General features: G+C 75.2%; 18 protein-coding genes. 10 read left to right on the forward strand and 8 right to left on the reverse strand.

Annotated features, from left to right (window positions below; translation table 11 throughout):
• The 3 genes from ABTZ17_RS30245 to ABTZ17_RS30255 form a co-directional block, all read left to right on the forward strand.
• A partial coding sequence (locus ABTZ17_RS30245; RefSeq protein ID WP_352198956.1) for a DEAD/DEAH box helicase occupies positions 1-1,278 on the forward strand: 1,278 nt, incomplete at its 5' end.
• Positions 1,275-2,522, forward strand: a complete 1,248-nt coding sequence (locus tag ABTZ17_RS30250) for an SWIM zinc finger family protein (protein WP_352198957.1) — start codon at positions 1,275-1,277, stop codon at positions 2,520-2,522. The genes ABTZ17_RS30245 and ABTZ17_RS30250, both read left to right, overlap by 4 nt.
• A 204-nt stretch (positions 2,523-2,726) precedes the next feature.
• A complete protein-coding gene (locus ABTZ17_RS30255) occupies positions 2,727-3,455 on the forward strand; it encodes a chaplin (protein WP_352198958.1) in 729 nt (242 codons plus the stop codon).
• Between the two features lie 45 nt (positions 3,456-3,500).
• Here ABTZ17_RS30255 and ABTZ17_RS30260 read toward each other — a convergent pair whose 3' ends face one another.
• Both ABTZ17_RS30260 and ABTZ17_RS30265 read right to left on the reverse strand, forming a co-directional pair.
• Positions 3,501-4,163 carry a DUF2293 domain-containing protein gene (locus ABTZ17_RS30260; protein ID WP_352198959.1) on the reverse strand — a complete coding sequence of 221 codons (663 nt, stop codon included), beginning with the start codon at positions 4,161-4,163 and terminating at the stop codon, positions 3,501-3,503.
• A 157-nt stretch (positions 4,164-4,320) separates the two neighbouring features.
• Positions 4,321-5,757 (reverse strand): WGR domain-containing protein, encoded by a 1,437-nt coding sequence (locus ABTZ17_RS30265; RefSeq protein WP_352198960.1) that lies wholly within the window; start codon positions 5,755-5,757, stop codon positions 4,321-4,323.
• A gap of 90 nt (positions 5,758-5,847) precedes the next feature.
• Between ABTZ17_RS30265 and ABTZ17_RS30270 the strand changes: the two genes are divergently transcribed.
• A complete protein-coding gene (locus ABTZ17_RS30270; RefSeq protein ID WP_352198961.1) occupies positions 5,848-6,495 on the forward strand; it encodes a nucleoside/nucleotide kinase family protein in 648 nt (215 codons plus the stop codon).
• Between the two features lie 62 nt (positions 6,496-6,557).
• On the opposite strand, the gene ABTZ17_RS30275 is transcribed toward ABTZ17_RS30270, so the two are convergent.
• Both ABTZ17_RS30275 and ABTZ17_RS30280 read right to left on the reverse strand, forming a co-directional pair.
• Positions 6,558-7,514, reverse strand: a complete 957-nt coding sequence (locus ABTZ17_RS30275; RefSeq protein WP_352198962.1) for a carbohydrate kinase family protein — start codon at positions 7,512-7,514, stop codon at positions 6,558-6,560.
• Positions 7,511-8,467, reverse strand: a complete 957-nt coding sequence (locus ABTZ17_RS30280) for a pseudouridine-5'-phosphate glycosidase (RefSeq protein ID WP_352198963.1) — start codon at positions 8,465-8,467, stop codon at positions 7,511-7,513. Before ABTZ17_RS30280 ends, ABTZ17_RS30275 begins: the two co-directional genes overlap by 4 nt.
• A gap of 135 nt (positions 8,468-8,602) precedes the next feature.
• Between ABTZ17_RS30280 and ABTZ17_RS30285 the strand changes: the two genes are divergently transcribed.
• Positions 8,603-8,977, forward strand: a complete 375-nt coding sequence (locus tag ABTZ17_RS30285) for a cupin domain-containing protein (protein WP_352198964.1) — start codon at positions 8,603-8,605, stop codon at positions 8,975-8,977.
• 23 nt (positions 8,978-9,000) lie between these two features.
• Here the strand turns inward: ABTZ17_RS30285 and ABTZ17_RS30290 are convergent, their stop codons facing one another.
• The 4 genes from ABTZ17_RS30290 to ABTZ17_RS30305 all read right to left on the reverse strand — a co-directional run bounded on the left by ABTZ17_RS30290 (position 9,001) and on the right by ABTZ17_RS30305 (position 12,156).
• On the reverse strand, positions 9,001-10,305 hold the full coding sequence (locus ABTZ17_RS30290) for an MFS transporter (RefSeq protein ID WP_352198965.1): 1,305 nt from the start codon (positions 10,303-10,305) through the stop codon (positions 9,001-9,003).
• Positions 10,302-10,463 carry a hypothetical protein gene (locus ABTZ17_RS30295; RefSeq protein ID WP_352198966.1) on the reverse strand — a complete coding sequence of 54 codons (162 nt, stop codon included), beginning with the start codon at positions 10,461-10,463 and terminating at the stop codon, positions 10,302-10,304. The genes ABTZ17_RS30290 and ABTZ17_RS30295 overlap by 4 nt, the downstream gene beginning before the upstream one ends.
• Positions 10,464-10,584: 121 nt before the next feature.
• Positions 10,585-11,112: a methylated-DNA--[protein]-cysteine S-methyltransferase gene (locus ABTZ17_RS30300; protein ID WP_352198973.1), complete on the reverse strand. Its 528-nt coding sequence runs from the start codon at positions 11,110-11,112 to the stop codon at positions 10,585-10,587.
• 186 nt (positions 11,113-11,298) lie between these two features.
• Positions 11,299-12,156 (reverse strand): glycerophosphodiester phosphodiesterase, encoded by an 858-nt coding sequence (locus tag ABTZ17_RS30305; RefSeq protein WP_502994909.1) that lies wholly within the window; start codon positions 12,154-12,156, stop codon positions 11,299-11,301.
• 531 nt (positions 12,157-12,687) lie between these two features.
• On the opposite strand from ABTZ17_RS30305, the gene ABTZ17_RS30310 reads away from it, so the two are divergent.
• The 5 genes from ABTZ17_RS30310 to ABTZ17_RS30330 all read left to right on the forward strand — a co-directional run bounded on the left by ABTZ17_RS30310 (position 12,688) and on the right by ABTZ17_RS30330 (position 19,834).
• Positions 12,688-13,560: an MHYT domain-containing protein gene (locus ABTZ17_RS30310; protein ID WP_352198968.1), complete on the forward strand. Its 873-nt coding sequence runs from the start codon at positions 12,688-12,690 to the stop codon at positions 13,558-13,560.
• Between the two features lie 105 nt (positions 13,561-13,665).
• Positions 13,666-15,798 carry an excinuclease ABC subunit UvrB gene (gene uvrB / locus ABTZ17_RS30315; protein ID WP_352198969.1) on the forward strand — a complete coding sequence of 711 codons (2,133 nt, stop codon included), beginning with the start codon at positions 13,666-13,668 and terminating at the stop codon, positions 15,796-15,798.
• A 192-nt stretch (positions 15,799-15,990) separates the two neighbouring features.
• On the forward strand, positions 15,991-16,569 hold the full coding sequence (locus ABTZ17_RS30320; RefSeq protein WP_352198970.1) for a TerD family protein: 579 nt from the start codon (positions 15,991-15,993) through the stop codon (positions 16,567-16,569).
• 68 nt (positions 16,570-16,637) lie between these two features.
• Entirely contained in the window at positions 16,638-18,572 is a 1,935-nt protein-coding gene (locus ABTZ17_RS30325) for a TerD family protein (RefSeq protein WP_352198971.1), read from the forward strand.
• 281 nt (positions 18,573-18,853) lie between these two features.
• The gene (locus ABTZ17_RS30330; RefSeq protein WP_352198972.1) at positions 18,854-19,834 is read left to right on the forward strand and encodes a TerC/Alx family metal homeostasis membrane protein; all 981 of its coding nucleotides are present in this window, start codon (positions 18,854-18,856) and stop codon (positions 19,832-19,834) included.
• The last annotated feature ends 58 nt before the right edge of the window (positions 19,835-19,892 follow it).

Raw genomic sequence — 19,892 nt, forward strand, 5'->3', positions numbered from 1 at the left:
ACGGCCGGACCCACCCTCGTGGTCTGCCCGGCCTCCCTCCTCGGCAACTGGCAGCGCGAGATCGAACGCTTCGCCCCCGGCGTCCCCGTCCGCCGCTACCACGGCGCCGGCCGCACCCTGGAGGGGCTCGACGGGGGCTTCGTCCTCACCACGTACGGCACCCTCCGCGCCGGAGCCGCCCACCTGGCCGAGCGGAGCTGGGGGATGGTCGTCGCCGACGAGGCCCAGCACGTGAAGAACCCGCACTCCGCCACCGCGCGAGCCCTGCGCACCGTGCCCGCCCCGGCCCGGGTCGCGCTCACCGGCACCCCGGTGGAGAACAACCTCTCCGAGCTGTGGGCCCTCCTCGACTGGACCACCCCCGGCCTGCTGGGACCGCTCACCACCTTCCGGGCCCGGCACGCCCGCGCCGCCGAACAGGGCGAACACCCCGGCCACGCCGAGGCGGTGGACCGCCTCGCCCGCCTGGTCCGGCCCTTCCTGCTGCGCCGCAGGAAGACCGATCCGGGCATCGCCCCGGAGCTGCCCGCCAAGACCGAGACCGACCATCCCGTGGCCCTCACCCGCGAGCAGGTCTCCCTCTACCGGGCGGCCGTCACCGAGACCATGGCGCAGATCGAGGCCAGTGAGGGCATGGCCCGGCGCGGGCTGGTGATGAAGCTCCTCGGCTCCCTCAAGCAGATCTGCAACCACCCCGCCCAGTACCTCAAGGAGGCGGACCGACCGGGGGCCCGCCCCCGGTACGCGCACCGCTCCGGGAAGCTCGCCCTGCTCGACGAACTCCTCGACACCATCCTCGCCGAGGAGGGCTCGGTGCTCGTCTTCACCCAGTACGCCGGCATGGCCCGGATCCTCTCCGCCCACCTGACCTCCCGCGGGGTGCCCTGCCAACTCCTCGACGGCAGCACCCCGGTGGCCCGCCGCCAGGAGCTCGTGGACCGCTTCCAGTCGGGCGAGGTCCCGGTCTTCCTGCTGTCGCTGAAAGCGGCGGGCACGGGCCTGAACCTCACCCGGGCCGGGCACGTCGTGCACTTCGACCGCTGGTGGAACCCGGCCGTGGAGGAGCAGGCCACCGACCGCGCCCACCGCATCGGGCAGACGCAGCCCGTGCAGGTCCACCGGCTCATCGCCGAGGGCACCGTGGAGGACCGCATCGCCGAGATGCTCCAGGCCAAGCGGGCCCTCGCCGACGCCGTGCTCGGCACCGGCGAGGCCGCCCTCACCGAGCTCACCGACGCCGAACTGTCCGACCTCGTCTCCCTGCGCAGGCCCGCGTGACCGGCCCGCGGGAGGACCGCCGCCGCAGCTATCCGGCACCGGACCCGGAGGAGGCCGCGCCGCCCGCCGCCTGGTGGGGCGCGGCCTGGACCGGTACCGTCGCACGGCTCACCGGGGTCCCACTCGACCCGGACGGGCCGGCCGACGGCGCCGGAGGGGGGCCCGGGGGCACCGTGGACGCGGTCACCGCGACCCCCGGCCGGATCGTCTCCTACGTCCTGGACGACCGCCCCCGCCCCTACCGCACCGAGATCCTGATCGAGGTCCTCCCCGACGCCGACTGGGAGGAACTGCTCCGCGCCACCGCCGCCGATCCGGCCCGGCTGGCCGGCCTCCTCGAAGGCGAGGTCCCCCGGGAGCTCGCCGACACCCTCCTGCCGGGCCCCGGGGAGCTCCGCGTCCGCTGCTCCTGCCCCACCGAGGGTCGGCCCGCCTGCGGGCACGTCCGTGCCCTGGCCCGCCGCACGGCCCGGCTGCTCGACGCGGACCCCTTCCTGCTCCCGCTGCTCCGCGGCCGAGGCGAAGGGGAACTGGTCGAGGACCTGGGCCGCCGGCACGCCGCGCACGCGGCCCGGGAACGCCCCGAGCCGGCCGCCGGACTGCCCGGGGTGCCCGCGCGGACGGCCCTGCTGCCCCGCACCCTTCCCCCGCTGCCGCCGCCCCTGCCCGACCCGTCGGCGCCCGGACACCCGCCCGCCTGCCCGGAGGGCCCCGGCGCCCCCGACCCGCTGGCCCTCGACCAGCTCGCCACCGACGCCGCGGTCCGCGCCCACGCCCTCCTCACCACGGGCACCGACCCGCTGGCCGGGCTGACCCTCTGGCAGGACGCGGTACGGCTGGCCGCCGCCCACCCCACCTCCGGGCTCACCGGCAGCGCCCGCGCCCTCTACCGGGACCTGGCGCGGGCCGCCGAGCGTCCCCTCACCGAGCTGGCGCGGGCCGCCGCCGCCTGGCGGCTCGGCGGGGGCCGGGCCGGGCTGGAGGTCCTCGAAGAGCCTTGGGACCCGCCCGCGGGCCCCTTCGACCGGGCCGGTCCCGCCCTCCTGGCCGCCGGATCGGGCCGGTTCCGCCCGGACCGGAACCGCCTCACCGCCCCCGGCCGGCAGCTCCGACTGGGCCGGGACGGGCTCTGGTACCCGTACGGCAGCCTGCCCGCCGAGGAGGACTGGTGGCCCTCCGGCCCCCCGCACCCCGATCCGGTGGCCGCGCTCGCCGGGTCCGTCCCGCCCGGCGACGAGGACTGACCGGCGCGGTCCGACCGGCGGGGACCGACCGGGCGCCCCGAGCTCCCGGCGGCCCGCGGCCGAAGGTGGTTGATCATGAAGTAGGGAGTACGCGCTACACGATGGAGTGAAATGCGTACCGGCTCTATAACCCGAACGGGGCCGCCGCGTTGGTCCTGTGCGGGCGCACCGCCCGCCAACTCCTCCTGAAGGCAGGGACAACGGATGCGGCAGAGTCGTCGGAACGGATGGATCGCGGCAGTGGTCGCGGGCGGCGCCCTCTCGGTGGCGGGAGCCGCCGGGCAGGCCTTCGCGGACTCGGACGCCCAGGGCCGGGCCGACGGCTCACCGGGCCTGCTCTCGGGGAACCTCGCCCAACTGCCCGTGGACGTACCGGTGAACGTGTGCGGGAACACCGTCAGCGTGGTGGGACTCCTCAACCCGGCCGCCGGCAACGACTGTCGGAACGGCGAGGACCGCGTCCACGCGAGCTCCACCTCCGGCTCCCACCCGGGAACAGGACCCGGATCCGGGTCCCATCCCGGCCCCGGGCGGTCCCTGACGCCCGGGGGAGCCACCGCCGACGGGCGCGGAAAGGATTCTCCGGGGCTGCTCTCCGGCAATACGGTCCGGCTCCCCGTGGAGATCCCGGTCAACGTCTCCGGGAACTCCGTCAACGTGGTCGGGATCGGCAACCCGTCCTCCGGGAACACCTCCGTGAACCGGCCCGCCCCGCTGCCGGTCCGTCCGGTCACCCCCGAGCGGCCCGCGCCCCCCCTGACCGAGCGGCCCGAGCTGCCGGTGGCCCCGGGGGAGCCCGCCCCGCAGGGCCCCGGTCCCTCCCTCGCGCAGACCGGCGCCGAGGGCCTGGGCTACGCCCTCCCCACCGCCGCGGCCCTGCTGCTCGGCGGCGCCGTGCTGTACCGCCGGCACCGCCCCGGCGCCGAGGGCTGACCGGCCGGACCGGTCCGCCTTCCCCGGGGGTCGGCCCCCGGCGGGTCAGGCGGCGGACGGTTCCCGCCAGGCCGCCAACACCGCGTCGATGCGCGGCGCCAACCGGGCGCGCGCCTGGTGCCGGGGGACGCCCGACGCCAGCAGCGCGTCGTAGTCCGTGTCGTCGTGGCGGACCGCGGCCCGCACCGCGACCGCGACGACGCCCTCGTCCAGGGCCCGTCCGGCCGCGGTGCGGCCCACCCGACCGCTGCCGCGCAGCGAGGCGTGCGCGGCGATCGCCGCCGCCCGCGCCGGAGGGATCCCCGGGAACAGCCGCCGTATCTCCGCGGCGAACGCGGCCGTGAACCGGACGTCCGCCGCCTCGCGACGGATCCGGTCCCGGGCCCGTCGGCGGGCCCGCGCGTCGGCGTCCGCCCGGCAGCTCTCCCGGGCCCGGCGCAGCGCCCTCCGCTCCACCAGCAGCCCCTGACGCTCGGTGCGGCGGCGCCGCTTGACGTAACGGACGACCACCGCGTGCCGTGAACTGCCCTCCCGGGCGCGGCGGGTGAGGGCGGCGTCCCCGCGGGCCAGGAACACGAGGTCCCCGAGGCCCGCGCAGCGCAGACAGCGCGGTACCCCGTGGGCGTCGCGGACCACCCGTGGGACCGGGCCCCGGCGGCAGGCGGCGCAGTGCACCGGCCGGAGCGCCTCGAAGACGACCAGGCTCATACCAGGGTGATACCGCCGCAACGGCCCCCTCTCACCCGCAACGGCCCGTCGATTCGGCCCGGTTCGCGGAGCGGAGCCGCCCCGGGGCCCGTACGCCGGGGCCCGTACGCCGCCGGACCGCCCCTCCCCCGAGCGGGCGGTCCGGCGGGTCGGGGGATCAGACCAGGCGGTGGATCTCGCCGCGTACCCGGTAGAAGCCGCCCGCGGCGGGGTGCAGGGCCTCGACCACGTAGCGGGCGCCGGGCTCGCGCATCCCGCGCGGGAACTGGACGTTCCAGCCGGGCTCGTAGCCGCCCGTGACCACCTGCACCCGCAGCCGGCCGCCCTGCTGCACGCACTCCACGACGATCCCGCCCGCGGGCGCCGCCGTGACCGTGGCCACCGCCGCGGCGGAGGCCGCCGGGACGTACGTGGGCAGCGCGGCGGCCTGCTTGACGTCCCGGGCGGCGGGCACCGAGCCCTGCTCGGCCGCCGCGATGGCGGACTCGCTCGCGTCCACGCAGACGAGCGAACCGTCCGTGGTGACCAGGTACAGCTTGCCGTCCAGGTACTGCATGGACAGGGCGGAGCCGCCGCCGGTGCCCAGCTTCCACAGCCGCTGCCCCGAGGCGTCGAAGCAGTACACCGAGGAGGCGGAGTCGCCCGCGAACACGTGGCGGCCGTCCGGGGAGGTGGCGCAGGAGTACACGGAGGCGTCGCAGCGGAAGCTCGCCTCCACCGCGCCGGTCCGCTTCGACAGCCGCTCGACCGAGTTGCGGCTGGTGCCCGCGTACACGGCGTCGGCCTCCTGCCAACCGAACAGCACCCCGCCGGTCCGGGTGTGCCACAGCTCGCCGCTGCCGTCCGGGGCGTAGGCCGTGACGCCCTGGCCGTGCCCGTGGTAGACGGCCTCCTCGTCGGCGCGGACCATCCAGGCGTGGCCGCCCGCCGACTTCCGCGACCACTGGAACTCGTCCTCGTGGTCGATGACGTTCAGCCCGCCGTCGGCGTCGGAGACGTGCAGCACGCCCTCGTGGATGTCCAGCCAGAAGATGTCCACGTCCGGCTTGATCTGGTAGGCGGCGAAGGGCAGCTTCGAGGAGAGGTCGTACACGGCGCCGTCGTCGCAGCCCGCGTAGATCCAGAACTCGTCGGCGACCAGGCACTTCACGCCGTCCGGCAGCGAGTAGCGGGCGAGCACCTCCCCGCCGTGGCTGAGGGTGTACACGTCGCCGGCCTGGTTGCCGACCCAGCAGCGGTCCTCGTCCACGTGGATGCCGAAGGCGGCCGTGCCGGTGCGGAACCGCCACAGCACCGGGGCCACGGCGCGGGCCGTGGAGGGGGCCGAGGAGACCTGGCGGCGCGTCACCGCACGGGCCGCGCGGACCCCTTGCACCGCCGGGGCGTAGCCCTTGCGGACCTTCTCGCCGATCTTCTTCGCGGCCGCCGCGCGGGCCTTCTCGGGGGTGGGGAAGGCGGAGCTCTGGAGCTGGCCGGGCGCGCCGATGCGTCCGTACCGCACCGAGACGGCCGTGCCCTCCACGGTCACCTCGTAGAACTTGTGCGCCCCGCCACCGTCCTGGGACAGCTCCAGATACGTCGTCTCCCGCGCCATGACAGACCCCTCCCAAGGTCCGGGCGGCCGTTCCTGCGACTGCCGTTCCCGTGTTCGGAAAAGCTACGGGTGACCACTGACAATGGCCCCATGCAGCTCGAACCGATCACCTGGGAGCGGCTCGCGGACTCCCTCGCCCGCCGCCTGGACGCCCTCGCCGCCGGTGCGGGCGGCGAGGGCGGCCGGGTCCGCCTGGCCCTGGACGGCGCCCCCGCCGCCCGCACCGGGGACCTCGCCGGGGCCGTGGCCGGGGCCTTGCGCGGCTACGGGCGCCCCGTCGTCACCGTCGCCACGGAGGGGTTCCTGCGGCCCGCGTCGGTGCGCCTGGAGTACGGGCGGGAGGACGTGGAGAGCTACCTGGACGGCTGGTACGACGTCCCCGCCCTGTGGCGGGAGGTGTTCGGGCCACTGGAGGAGGGCGGCAGCGGGCGGGTCCTGCCGGACCTGTGGGACCCGGCCACCGACCGGGCCACCCGCAGCCCGGCGGTACCGTTGCCGCCGGGCGGGGTGCTGCTGGTGCACGGGCCGATGCTGCTGAAGCACTGGTTCCCCTTCGATCTGACCGTGCACCTCGCGCTCTCCCCGGGCGCCCTGGCCCGCCGCACCGAGCCGGGCCTGCGATGGACCCTGCCCGCCTTCGAGCGGTACGAGGCCGAGACCGGTCCGGCCGGGGCCGCCGACGTGCTGGTGCGCGCCGACGACCCCCGCCACCCGGCCTGGTCCGGGCCGCCCGCCTGAGACCGCGCCACCACCCCGGGGGCGCGTCCCCGGCCCGTCGCCCGGCCCGTTCCGGCGGCCGCTCAGCCCGGCCGGCCGCCGATCCGGGTGACGGCCTCCGCGCCGGCCCGGCAGCCCGCGCGCGCCGCGCCCACCGCGGAGGCCCCGCGGAGCCGGGCCGCCAGGAAGCCGCCGGTGAAGGCGTCGCCGGCCCCGGTGGTGTCCACCGCGGCGGCGGTCATGCCCGGCACCACGGCCGTCACCCGGCCCTCCTCGGCCACCACGGCGCCCGCCGAGCCCCGGGTCACCACCACCAGCGGCACCTCCCGGCTCAGCCGGGCGGCCGCCGCCTCGACGGGATCCGTGCCACCGGCCACGGCCGCCGCTTCCCCGGCCGCCCCGTCCTCCTCGGGCAGGGCCGCCGACAGCAGCAGGGCCTCGTCGGCGTTCGGCAGCAGCACCGAGGCCCCGCGCACCGCCGCGAGGAAGGCCCCCGGGCCCCGCGCGGCCAGGAAGCCCGCCGAGGCCGGGTCCACGCTCACCGGAACCCCCTGCTCCACGGCCGTCGTCAGCGCCAGCAGGGCCAGCTCCCGGGCCGGTTCGGCGAAGAACAGGTACCCGGAGATGTGCAGGTGGTCCGTCCCGGCCAGGAGCCGCGGGTGCCAGTCCGCGGGGGACAGTCGCAGCGCCGCCCCGCCGTCGGTGAGGAAGGTCCGCTCGGCGGTGCCGTCCACCAGGGAGATCACCGTGCCGGTGGGCGCCTGCGCGTCCCGGACCAGCAGCGGCCGCACCCCGGCCTCGGTCAGGGCCCGCTCGTGCCAGCCCGCCGTGTCGTCCCCGCCCACCCGGGCCAGCAACCCGACCCGGTCCAGCCCCGCGTACGCCGCCCAGCAGGCCGCGTTGGCCCCGGCCCCGCCCGGCAGGGTGCGGATCGAGGCGGCCGTGTCCGTGGCCGGGACCAGCGGCCCGGCGTGCACCGCCACCACGTCCGTGATCACGTCGCCCACCACCAGCAGGGCGCCGCCCCCCGGCGCGGTCACGCCCCGCGCCCCGCGCGGGCCGTCCAGGCCGCCGCGATCCGGGCGGCCAGCCGGACGTTGCCCCGGACCGCCGCCAGGTTGGCCTCCAGCGAGGCCCCGCCGGTGTGCGCCACCAGGCGTTCCAGGAGGAAGGGGGTGACCGCCTGGCCCGAGATCCCGCTCTCCCGGGCCTCCGCGAGCGCGCCGGCCAGCACCCGGTCGTGCAGTTCCGGGTCCAACTGCTCCGTCTCCGGCACCGGATTGCCCACGAGCAGCGCCGCTTCCGGGCCCGCCAGCGCGTCCTGGGCGGCCATCACCGCGGCCACCTCGGCCGGTTCGCGCACGGTCCAGTCCACCGGCTCCCCGGAGCTGGTCAGGTAGAAGCCGGGGAAGCGGTCCGTGCCGTAGCCGAGCACCGTGACCCCGAGGGTCTCCAGCCGCTGGAGGGTGGCGGGCACGTCGAGGATGGACTTGACCCCGGCGCAGACCACGGTGATCCGGGTCCGGGCCAACAGCGCCAGGTCGGCGGACTCGTCCTGGGACTCCGTCCAGCCGCGGTGCACCCCGCCCAGACCGCCGGTGGCGAACACCCGCAGCCCGGCCCGGGCCGCCAGGAAGGCCGTGGCGGAGACCGTGGTGGCCCCGGTGGCCCCACCGGCGACGGCCGGGGCCAGGTCCCGGTGCCCCAACTTGCGGACCGGACCGTCGCCCGCGCCCGGGGCCCCGGCGATCCGCTCCAACCCGGCCTTGTCCAGACCGACGTGCGGCACCCCGTCGAGGACGGCCACCGTGGCGGGTACCGCCCCCTCGGAGCGGACCAGTTCCTCCAGCTCCGTGCCGACGAGCAGGTTGCGGGGGCGGGGCAGGCCGTGCGCCAGGATCGTGGACTCCAGGGCCACCACGGGCCGGTGGCGGTCCAGTGCCTCGCGTACTTCCTCCGACAGGACCGGGACGAGCGGTGAGTGCTGTGGCATGCCCCATCCCTGGCACGGCCGGCACCCCCGCAAACGCGCGGTTTCCGCCGTCTCGACAGGGTGCCGCGCCCGCCCGGGGGATCCTGGACGGGCTGTCCGCCCTGGAGGCGGCCCCGCGCGGGCTAGGGTCGCGCCATGAGCACCCCTGACCACAGCCCCGCCCCCGCCGTCGCCGCCTTCGTCGTCGCCATCCCCGACGCCGAGCTGGAGGTCGAGGAACTGGACCCCGCGCAGATCGTCTCCGGCGAGCCGGTGGTCACCGGCAAGGTGCTGTGGGAGTCCCCCGACGGCGGCCAGGTCCGCGGCATCTGGCAGATCACCCCGGGCGTGGTCACGGACACCGAGGCCGACGAGCTGTTCGTGGTGATCAGCGGCCGGGCCACGGTGGCCGTCGAGGGCGGCCCGGTGCTGGAGCTCGGACCGGGCAGCCTCGGCGTGCTCCGCGAAGGGGACCGGACCACCTGGACCGTCCACGAGACCCTCCGCAAGGGCTACCACATCAACCTCTGACGGGCCCCGGAGCCGTCGCGCGCTCATCCCGCGACCGGCGGCTCCGCCTTCGGGGCGGCCGGGTGCCGGCGCGCCGTGTACAGGGCCAGCGCCGCCATCGGCAGCAACAGGGCCGCCCCCGCGGCGTTCAGCCATCCGTAGCCGGCCTGGGAGACCACCAGGCCCGCGAGGGCCCCGCCGACCCCCGCGGCGGTGTTCATGGTCAGGTCCGACAGGCCCTGGACGGGGGCCCGGGCCGCCTGCGGTACCGAGTCGGTGAGCAGGGCGGAACCGGCCACCATCCCCGCCGACCAGCCCAGCCCCAGCAGGAACAGCCCGGCCGTGGTGCGCCCGTGGCTGCCGCCGGAGGTGCCCGCGAGGAGCGCGGCCACCGACAGCAGCCCGGCGGCCAGCCCGATCACGCTGAGCCGGCCGAGCCGGTCGGCGAGCCAACCCATCAGCGGGGAGAAGGCGTACATCCCGGCGATGTGGATGCTGATGACCAGACCCACGAGCTCCAGACCGGCGCCGTGGTGGCCCAGGTGCAGCGGGGTCATCACCATGATCGACACCATCGCGGTGTGGGAGACGGCCACCGTCAGCAGCGCCAGCCGGGCGCGCGGGGAGGCCCGCACGGCCGCGAACCCCGCCCGCAGGGAACGGGCGGCCGGGGCCTGCGCGGCCGGACCGGCCAGGGCCCGGGCGGCCAGCAGCGGATCGGGGCGCAGCAGGACGCCCACCAGCGCGGCGGTGAGCAGGAAGATGCCGGCGGCCCAGACGAAGGGTCCCGCCTCGGCGGGCACGGCCGTTCCCTGGAAGCTGCGGGCGGCCGGGGCGGACAGGTTGGGCCCGAGGACGGCGCCCACGGTGGTGGCCCACACGACGGTGGAGATGGCCCGCGCCCGGTGGTCGGGGTCGGCGAGGTCGGCGGCGGCGAACCGGGCCTGGAGGTTCGCGGAGGAGGCCGCCCCGAACAGGGCCATGCCCAGGAGCAGCAGCGGGAAGCTGGACACCGCCGCGGCGAGGACGACCAGACCGGCGCCCGCGGCTCCGATGAGGTAGCCGAGGACGAGTCCGGGGCGGCGGCCGCGCGCCGTCATCAGCGCGGCCAGCGGCAGCGAGACCAGGGCGGTGCCCGCCACGGAGGCGCTGGAGGCGAGCCCGGAGTAGCCCTCCGAGCCGCTGACCTCCGTGGCCAGGACCGGGGCCAGGGCGATGCTGACGGGTACTCCGAGGCCGCCGATGACCTGGCAGGCCACCAGGACCCCGGATATGCGGCGGCGCAGCCGGGGCAGGGACTCCGGGGTGACCGCGGGCGGACCGGCGGCGGTGCGCGGACCCGCGCTCACGGGGTCCGCTCCGCTCCGGCCCCCGGACAGCTCCCGGTGCCGGGTCGGGGCCCGGATCCGGTGGCGGCCGCGGGGCCCACGAGGAGGGGTGGCAGGAGGGCCGCGTGGGCGGCGAGTACCCCGCTGAGCAGCGCGGGAGCGGCGTATGGCGTAGTCACCGGCCGAGTCTCGCACCCGCGGTGCCGGCGGTACACCGGGTTACCGGGCCGCTTCGGTGGCCGCCCCGCGGGGCGGTTCGCGCGCCGGGGCGCGGGGCGGGCCGGCCCCCGGGGGGCCGGATCAGAAAAGAGGCGCGGGGAGCACCCCCTCCAGGGCCAGCAGGGTGCGCTTGGCCTCCGCGCCGCCGCCGAAACCGCCGAGCGCGCCGTCGTTCTCCACCACCCGGTGGCAGGGCACCACCACCGGCAGCGGATTGGAGCCCATCGCGGCACCGACCGCCTGGGCGCCCCCGGGGCGACCGGCCCGCGCGGCCAGTTCGCCGTACCCGACGACCGCCCCGTACGGCACGCCCGCCGCGAGGAGTTCCAGCACGCGGCGGTTGAAGCCCGCGCTGAACGTCCAGTCCAGGGGCAGCGAGAAGCGGCGCAGCTCGCCGGCGAAGTACCGGCGCAGCTGGCGCACCGGCTCCGCCAGCAGCACCTCGCCGCCGGCGGCCGGCCGGACCGGCTCGACGCCGAGGCGGGCGCCGAGCGCGGCGGCCATTCGGGGCTCGCCCCGGAAGCCCACCTGCACCAGGCCGGTGGGCGTGGCGGCCAGGAACAGCGGGCCCACCGGGCTCTCCGAGCCGTCCAGGAGGGTCCATTCCAGGCGCGGGACGGGCCCGGCCGGAGCCTCCGGGACGGCGGAGGCGGTGGTGGCGTCTGACGTGTCGGGGTGCACCTCTCCACGGTACGGCCCGGCACCGACAGCCGGTCCGGGACCGGACGGGGCCTGGGGCACGGGGGCGGGGGCGGGGGCGCGACCCGTGCCCCCGCGTCGGACCGGGGCCGGGGCTCAGAAGCCGCCGACCGCGTCCCGCACCACGTCCGGGTTGTTGGAGATGATCCCGTCCACCCCCAGGTCGCGGACCCGGCGGGCGGCGGTGGCCCCGTTCACGATCCAGGTGTCCACCGTCATGCGCTTGCCGTGGGCCCCCTTGAGGGCGTGCACGGCGGCGACCCACTCCTTCGTGATCGAGGTGTGCTGCGGATTGATCCGGTCGGTGAACGCGGCGTACTGCCGCAGCTCCGCGGTCTGCGGATTGCCCAGGAAGGCCGTGGTCAGGTCGGGGCGGGCGCGGTGCACGGCCCGCACGCTGTCGGCGCTGAAGCTCTGCACCACCAGCCGCCGGGTGACGTGGTGCTCGTCCAGCCAGCCCGCCCCGCCCAGCACCCGCAGGATGTCCGCCTCGATGCCCGGGTAGAGCTCCGGCTTCTTGATCTCCAGCAGCAGCCGCTGCTGGTTGTGCTCCACCCGGTCCAGGTACTGGCGCAGCGTCGGCACGCGCGCCCCGGTGTGGACCACGCTGAACCAGCCCCCCGCGTCCAGGGTGGCGATCTCCGCGGCGGTGAAGTCCTTCACCCGCCAGGGCGACCGCCCGGGGAAGCGTTCCTCCGCGTCGGTGGTCCGTGTCAGGGTCTCGTCGTGGATCACGACCAGCTGTCCGTCGCGGGTGCGCTGGACGTCGTTCTCGACCCAGTCGATGCCCAGGTGTTCGGCGTAGTCCACGGCGGCGAGGGTGTTCTCGGGGGCGTAGGCGGAGGCGCCCCGGTGCGCGTAGACCACCGGCGCGTCCGCCCGGTACGGGTCCTTCGGCGCGGGGGCGGGAGCGGGCAGCGCGCCCCGGCGCGGCCGGCTGTCGGCGGGTCGCACGGCCGCGGCGGGACCCGGCCGGGCGGCCGCGGTCGGGACGGACGGGGCGGCGGCCGAGGCGGGCGCTCCGACGCCCGGACCGGCGTTCGGGCCGGTGTTCGGGTGGGCGCGCGTGCCGGTGGCGGGCCGCGCGGCGGCGAGGGGAGTGGAGGCGGAGGCGGGGGCGGGAGGGGCGGCGTGGCCGCCCGGAGCGAGGGTGATGCCCAGGAGGACCGCGGCAGCGGCCGCGAACGAGCGTACGTACATGGCGTTCTCCTCGGGGTCGGCAGCCGGACGGCGGCGGACGACTCAGCGGTGACCACGGTCAGGGTGACAGCGCATCAGCAACGGAGGGCGGGCCGCGGGTGGGCCGCGGGTGGCGACGGGGTGAACGAATCCGTCCGGATCGCCCGCCGACGGAATCCGGCCGGGCCAATCTGGCCGGAGGCAGTGCGCGATCGCGGTCCGTGACCTTAATGTCGCCCTCAATCGGGCCCGTGACACCACGCATAGGACCGGGAGACGGTCTGTCACGGCGGAAGGACGGGCGGGATGCACGCCACGGTCGCGATGACCGGCCACTACGGCACGGTCGACGGCTTCAGCTATGGCCTGATCACGCCCCTCGCGGCGTACGTGATGGCCTGCCTCGGCGGTGCACTCGGTCTCCGCTGCACGACCCGTTCCCTCCTCGTCGAGCGCTCCTGGCGGCCCGGCTGGTTGGCCCTGGGGGCCACCGCCATCGGATCGGGCATCTGGACGATGCACTTCATCGCGATGATGGGGTTCTCGATCGTGCAATCGCCACTGAACTACGACAAACGGACCACGTTCGCGAGCCTTGCGGTGGCCGTCGTCATGACGGGCGTCGGACTCTTCATCGTCGGCTACCGCGGCAGCACCCCGATGTCCCTCGTCACCGGAGGGACCATCACCGGCCTCGGCGTCGCCACCATGCACTACCTCGGCATGGCCGGCATGCGGCTGCACGGCCGCCTCGAATACGACGTCAAGATCGTGGCCCTCTCCGTGGTGATCGCCGTCGTCGCCGCCACCGCCGCCCTCTGGGCCGCCGTCACCATCCGGGGCCTGCTCCCCGCCATCGGCGCCAGCCTCGTCATGGGACTCGCCGTCAGCGGCATGCACTACACCGCCATGGCCGCCGTCCGGGTCCGCCTCGGCTCCGGCTTCGGCGAGCTCGGCGGGGAGGAGCCCACCGCCCTGCTCGCCCCGCTCCTGGTCGGTCCCGTGGTGTTCCTGGTCCTCGCCGGGGTCGTGGTCATGTTCGACCCGCTGCTGGTCATGGGCACCCAGGACTGGAAGAAGCCGGGGGAGACCGCCCCGCCCCCGCCCCGCCCCGAGCGGCCCGTCTGGCCGGTCCTGCCCGCCGGGGAGGAACCCGGCCGCGACTGGGACCGTCGCTGACCCGGCCCCCCGGAGACGCGCGGCGCGCCCCGCCGGGGCCCCGCGCGCCCGCCGCCCGTGCCGCGCGGCGGCGTGGCTGTCGGTGCGGGGCCGTACCGTGGGAGCATGCGGCCCGAATCGAAGATCGAACACCTCCGGCGGAGCAGCGGCGCGCCCTTCGAGGTCGTCAGTCCGTTCCAGCCCAGCGGCGACCAGCCCGCGGCCATCGACGAGCTGGAGCGCCGGATCAAGGCGGGCGAGAAGGACGTGGTCCTGCTCGGCGCCACCGGCACCGGAAAGTCGGCCACCACGGCCTGGATGATCGAGCGCCTCCAGCGCCCCACCCTGGTCATGGCGCCGAACAAGACCCTCGCGGCCCAGCTCGCGAACGAGTTCCGCGAGCTCCTCCCCAACAACGCCGTCGAGTACTTCGTCTCGTACTACGACTACTACCAGCCCGAGGCGTACGTCCCGCAGTCGGACACCTACATCGAGAAGGACTCCTCCATCAACGAGGAGGTCGAGCGGCTGCGGCACTCGGCGACCAACTCCCTGCTGACCCGCCGCGACGTGATCGTGGTCGCCTCCGTGTCCTGCATCTACGGCCTCGGCACCCCGCAGGAGTACGTGGACCGGATGGTCCCGCTCAAGGTCGGCGAGGAGATCGACCGGGACCAGCTGCTGCGCCGCTTCGTGGACATCCAGTACACCCGCAACGACCTCGCCTTCACCCGCGGCACCTTCCGGGTCCGCGGGGACACCATCGAGATCTTCCCGGTCTACGAGGAACTGGCCGTCCGCATCGAGATGTTCGGCGACGAGATCGAGGCCCTGTCCACGCTGCACCCGCTCACCGGCGAGGTCATCAGCGACGACTCCGAGCTGTACGTCTTCCCCGCCAGCCACTACATCGCGGGCCCCGAGCGGATGCAGAACGCCATCCGCGGCATCGAGACCGAGCTGGCCGCCCGCCTCGCCGAGCTGGAGAAGCAGGGCAAGCTGCTGGAGGCCCAGCGGCTCCGCATGCGCACCACCTACGACCTGGAGATGATGCAGCAGATCGGCTCCTGCTCCGGGATCGAGAACTACTCCCTCCACATGGACGGCCGCGAGCCCGGCTCCGCCCCCCACACCCTCATCGACTACTTCCCGGAGGACTTCCTCCTGGTCATCGACGAGTCCCATGTGACCGTGCCGCAGATCGGCGCCATGTACGAGGGCGACGCCTCCCGCAAGCGGACCCTCGTCGACCACGGCTTCCGGCTGCCCTCCGCCCTGGACAACCGGCCCCTGAAGTGGGAGGAGTTCCTCAAGCGGATCGACCAGACGGTCTACCTGTCGGCCACCCCGGGCACGTACGAACTGTCCCGCGGCGACGGCTTCGTGGAGCAGATCATCCGCCCCACCGGGCTCGTCGACCCGGAGGTCGTGATCAAGCCCACCGAGGGCCAGATCGACGACCTCGTCCACGAGATCCGCAAGCGGACCGAGAAGGACGAGCGGGTCCTGGTCACCACCCTCACCAAGAAGATGGCCGAGGACCTCACCGACTACTTCCTGGAGCTCGGCATCCAGGTCCGGTACCTCCACAGCGACGTGGACACCCTGCGCCGCATCGAGCTGCTGCGCGAACTGCGCGCCGGCGAGTACGACGTCCTGGTCGGCATCAACCTCCTCCGCGAGGGCCTGGACCTCCCCGAGGTGTCCCTGGTGGCCATCCTCGACGCCGACAAGGAGGGCTTCCTGCGCTCCGGCACCTCCCTGATCCAGACCATCGGCCGCGCGGCGCGCAACGTCTCCGGCCAGGTCCACATGTACGCGGACCGGATCACCCCGTCGATGGAGAAGGCCATCGACGAGACCAACCGGCGCCGGGCCAAGCAGATCGCCTACAACACCGAGCACGGCATCGACCCGCAGCCGCTCCGCAAGAAGATCAACGACATCGTGGCCACCATCGCCCGCGAGGAGGTGGACACCGCCGAACTCCTCGGCACCGGCTACCGCCAGGGCAAGGAGGGCGCCACGCCCAAGGCCCCCGTGCCCGCCCTCGGCGGGAAGGCCGCCAAGGCCGGCAAGGGGTCCGGCACGCCCACCGACCGGCCCGCCGCCGAACTGGCCCAGCTGATCGAGGACATGACCGAGCGGATGCGGGCCGCCGCCGCGGAGCTCCAGTTCGAGGTCGCGGCCCGGATCCGCGACGAGGTGGGGGAGTTGAAGAAGGAACTGCGGCAGATGCGGGAGGCGGGTCTGGCCTGACCGGGCGACGGCCCGGGCGGACGACGCCCGGGCCGTGTCTCAGGAGGGACACGGATTTGGCCGGCACCGACCGCCCGGGGCCCACCCGTGCGTAGGGTGGCCGGGTGCGGTGAGGTGCGCGGACGCGTCGCCCTCCGCGCCGGCGGACACCGCCGAGTGGGCCCGCAGGGGACGAGCAGAAGGGGACGGCGCGTGACGGTCAACATGACCAAGGGACAGGCCATCAGCCTGGAGAAGTCGGGCGGCGGTTCGCTGTCCGCGGTGCGGATGGGCCTGGGCTGGCAGGCGGCCAAGCGCCGCGGCCTGTTCGGCTCGCGCACCCGCGAGGTCGACCTCGACGCCTCGGCCGTCCTCTTCGCCGACGGCCAGCCGGTGGACGTGGTCTTCTTCCAGCACCTGACCAGCAACGACGGGTCGGTCCGGCACACCGGCGACAACCTCGTCGGCGGCGTCGGCGCCGGCGGGGACGACGAGTCCATCCTCGTGGACCTCCAGCGGGTCCCCGTCCACATCGACCAGATCGTCTTCACGGTGAACTCCTTCACCGGGCAGACCTTCCAGGAGGTCGAGAACGCCTTCTGCCGCCTGGTCGACGAGACCACCGGCGAGGAGCTCGCCCGCTACACCCTCGACGGCGGCGGCCAGTACACCGCCCAGATCATGGCCAAGGTGCACCGCGCCGGCGCCGGCTGGAAGATGACGGCCCTGGGCAGCGCGGCCAACGGCCGCACCTTCCAGGACCTGCTCCCGTCGATCGTCCCGCACCTGTAACCGAAGACGGGCAGGCGGGCGGCGGCACGGGCGCGACGGGCGACGGGGACGACGGGGGTGGCACGGCGATGACGGCCGAACTGGTACGCGGGCAGAACCATCCGCTGACGGGCACGCGGGTGGAGATCCGGGTCTCGGCGGGCACCCCGGTGCTCGCCGGGGCGGCCCTCGCCGACGAACGCGGGCAGGTGGCCGGGGCCCGTTCCCTGGCCCACCCCGGCGCCCCCGAACTCCCCGGGGTCCGCGTCACCCCCGCGCTCGGCGCCGAGCACCGGCTCACCGTCGACCTCGCCGCGCTCCCCGGAGCCGTCCACCGGGTCGCGGTGCTGCTCGCCCTGCCCGCCGGCGGCCCCACCCGGTTCGGGGCCGTCCCGGCCCCCTCCCTCGCCGTGGCCGCGCCCGACGGCACGGTCCTCGTCGACTTCACCGTCACCGACCTGGACTCCGAGTCCGCGGTGGTCGCCCTGGAGCTGTACCGGCGCCAGGACGCCTGGAAGGTGCGGGCCGTCGGCCAGGGCTACGCCGACGGGCTGGCCGCCCTCCTCGCCGACCACGGGCTCGCCGGCCCCGCCGCCGTGGCCCTCGCCGCCGAGGTGCAGGCCGCCGCCGGACCGGTGCCGACCGCACCCGGGCCGTACGCCACCGTGCCCCGGACCGTCGCGGCGCCCGAGCCCGCCCCCGCGGCGGGACCCGGCGCGCCTGCGGCCCCCGGTCCCGCGGCCCCCTCCGAGACCCCGGGCGGCCCCGCCCGGACCGGATCCGCGGCGACCGGCGGAGCCGACCGCACCGTCAGCTACGCCCACCCGCGCCGCGGCGGCACCACGCCCCCGGCCCCCGCCCCGGCCGCCGCCACCGCCGCGGACCGGCCGGCCGGACCGCTCGCCCCGGTCGCCGGGGACGCCACCGGCTGGTCCATGGAGGAGCGCCTCTACAACCAGGTCTGGGGCATGTTCGAGGACCTGGCCCGCGCCGTCGCCGCCTACCGCGGCGCCGTCGACTTCGCCGACGGGCGCCTGGACCGCGAACTGGACGACGTGCTCTCCGACCCCCGCAGCCGCCTCGGCGGCACCGGCGACGCCGCCCGCGAAGCGGCCCAGGCCCGCCGCGACGAGCTGGTCGCCCGCGCCGTGGCCGTCCTCGACCGTGACCTCGACCAGCTCGCCGCGGAGGCCGAGGTGGTGGAACCGGCCCTGCCGCCCGCCTTCGCCCGCTGGGACCTGCCCGCCTGGCAGGCGCACCGACTGCCCACCGATCCGCCCCTGGCCCTGCGCCTGGGCGAACTGCACCTGCCCGAGCGCCCCGGCCTGCGGATCCCGATGCTGGCCCGGCTGCCCCTGGAACGCGGCCTGTGGATCGACTGCGGGCGCACCGGCTCCGAGGCCGCCATGGCCATGGACACGGCCCCGCTGCGCCGGGCCGCCCTGGACACCGCCGTCGCCCTGGCCGTCCGGATCCTCGCCGTGCACCCGGCGGGCCGCTTCGCGGTCGACGTCATCGACCCGGCGGGTGCCGGCGCCGCCGCCCTCGCCCCGCTGGTCCGGGCCGGACTGGCCGGGGACCCGGCCGACGGCGGGGCCCCCGGGGTGCACCGCGTCCTGGAGCGGCTGACCCGCCGGGTGGACCTCGCCCAGATGGCGGTCCGCGGCGGGGACCTGGCCGATCTGCCCCCGGATGTGGACCGCGCCGACCGGCTGCTGATCGTCCACGACTTCCCGCACGGCTTCGACGACCGCGCGGTCACCCGGCTGCGCTACCTCGCCGACGAGGGTCCGGCCGTCGGCGTCCACCTGCTGATGGTCGCGGACCGTGACGAGGCCTCCGCTTTCGGACCCCTCCTCGACCCCCTCTGGAAGTCCCTGCTCAGGCTGTCGCCCGTACCCGACGACCACCTCGCCGATCCCTGGGTCGGCCACGCCTGGACCTTCGAGGCCGGGCTCCCGCCCGCGGGCAGCGCCGTGCTCGACCACGTCCTCGCGCAGGTCACGGCCGCGCGGGGCCGCTGAGGACGGCCCCGCCGGCGGTCCGGCGGCGGCCCGCCGCCACCGGCTCGCTGACCTTCCGCTGACCTTCCTTTGGGACTCCCTTTACCTTTCGGGCCCTCTCCCGGTAGGGTTGTCTGCGCGGAGGGGAGTATTCCTGCACTCCTGTTCACGGTGATCTCGTCAATACGGACCGCAATCGGTCCCGGGACTCCGGCCCCGCGGCCCCGCAGGCCGCTCGGGTGGAAGAGACCTCCGGCAGCGATGACGCTGACCTTGAGCTGTAGCCATCTGCCGGAGGCGTAGTGGACGTTTCAACGAATCTCTGGGTGCTGACCATCCTCGGTCTCTGCATCCTGATCGGTGCCGACTTCTTCATCGGGCGCAAGCCCCACGACGTCTCGGTCAAGGAGGCGGGGATCTGGACGATCGTCTGGATCGTCCTCGCCGTCCTCTTCGGTCTGGGCCTGCTGTTCTTCGGCAACTCCCAGTCCGCCGGCGAGTTCTTCGCCGGATACATCACCGAGAAGTCCCTCAGTGTGGACAACCTCTTCGTCTTCGTGTTGATCATGGCGAAGTTCGCGGTGCCCACCCACCTGCAGCAGCGGGTGCTGCTCATCGGTGTGCTGATCGCCCTCGTGCTCCGCGCCATCTTCATCGCGGCGGGCGCGGCGATCATCTCCAGCTTCTCCTGGATCTTCTACATCTTCGGCGCCTTCCTGATCTACACCGCCTGGAAGCTGATCAAGGAAGCCCGCGCCGACGAGGACGACGAGGAGTTCGAGGAGAACCGCCTCCTGAAGTCCGTGGAGAAGAAGTTCGGCGTCGCCGACCGCTACCACGGCACGAAGCTCTTCATCCGGGAGAACGGCAAGCGCATCATGACTCCCCTCATGGTGGTCATGCTCGCCATCGGCACCACCGACGTGCTGTTCGCCCTGGACTCCATCCCGGCGATCTTCGGCCTCACCCAGGACCCGTACATCGTCTTCACCGCCAACGCCTTCGCCCTGATGGGCCTGCGCCAGCTGTACTTCCTCATCGGCGGTCTGCTGAAGAAGCTGGTCCACCTGAGCTACGGCCTGTCGATCATCCTCGGCTTCATCGGCGTCAAGCTGGTGCTGCACGCCCTGCACGAGAGCGGGGTCCACGTCCCCGAGATCTCCATCCCGTTCTCGCTCACGGTCATCTGCGGCGTCCTGGTGGTCACCACCATCACCAGCCTCATCGCCTCCAAGAAGCACGCGGCCGCCGAGGCCGCGAAGCAGGAGTCCGCGGAGGTCTGACGGACCCGACGGGACCGGCCGGTCCCGCACCGCACGACCGGGAGCCGGTCGGGGCAGC

Source organism: Streptomyces sp. NPDC097619, assembly GCF_040302735.1.
Lineage (GTDB): Bacteria > Actinomycetota > Actinomycetes > Streptomycetales > Streptomycetaceae > Streptomyces.

Excerpts from the sequence above, each read along its gene's own strand:
- ABTZ17_RS30260 (WP_352198959.1), bottom strand. The coding sequence starts at position 4,163 with ATGAGCCTGGTCGTCTTCGAGGCGCTCCGGCCGGTGCACTGCGCCGCC.
- ABTZ17_RS30280 (WP_352198963.1), bottom strand. The coding sequence starts at position 8,467 with ATGCCACAGCACTCACCGCTCGTCCCGGTCCTGTCGGAGGAAGTACGC.
- ABTZ17_RS30255 (WP_352198958.1), top strand. The coding sequence starts at position 2,727 with ATGCGGCAGAGTCGTCGGAACGGATGGATCGCGGCAGTGGTCGCGGGC.
- ABTZ17_RS30310 (WP_352198968.1), top strand. The coding sequence starts at position 12,688 with ATGCACGCCACGGTCGCGATGACCGGCCACTACGGCACGGTCGACGGC.
- ABTZ17_RS30270 (WP_352198961.1), top strand. The coding sequence starts at position 5,848 with ATGCAGCTCGAACCGATCACCTGGGAGCGGCTCGCGGACTCCCTCGCC.
- ABTZ17_RS30285 (WP_352198964.1), top strand. The coding sequence starts at position 8,603 with ATGAGCACCCCTGACCACAGCCCCGCCCCCGCCGTCGCCGCCTTCGTC.
- uvrB (WP_352198969.1), top strand. The coding sequence starts at position 13,666 with ATGCGGCCCGAATCGAAGATCGAACACCTCCGGCGGAGCAGCGGCGCG.
- ABTZ17_RS30325 (WP_352198971.1), top strand. The coding sequence starts at position 16,638 with ATGACGGCCGAACTGGTACGCGGGCAGAACCATCCGCTGACGGGCACG.
- ABTZ17_RS30265 (WP_352198960.1), bottom strand. The coding sequence starts at position 5,757 with ATGGCGCGGGAGACGACGTATCTGGAGCTGTCCCAGGACGGTGGCGGG.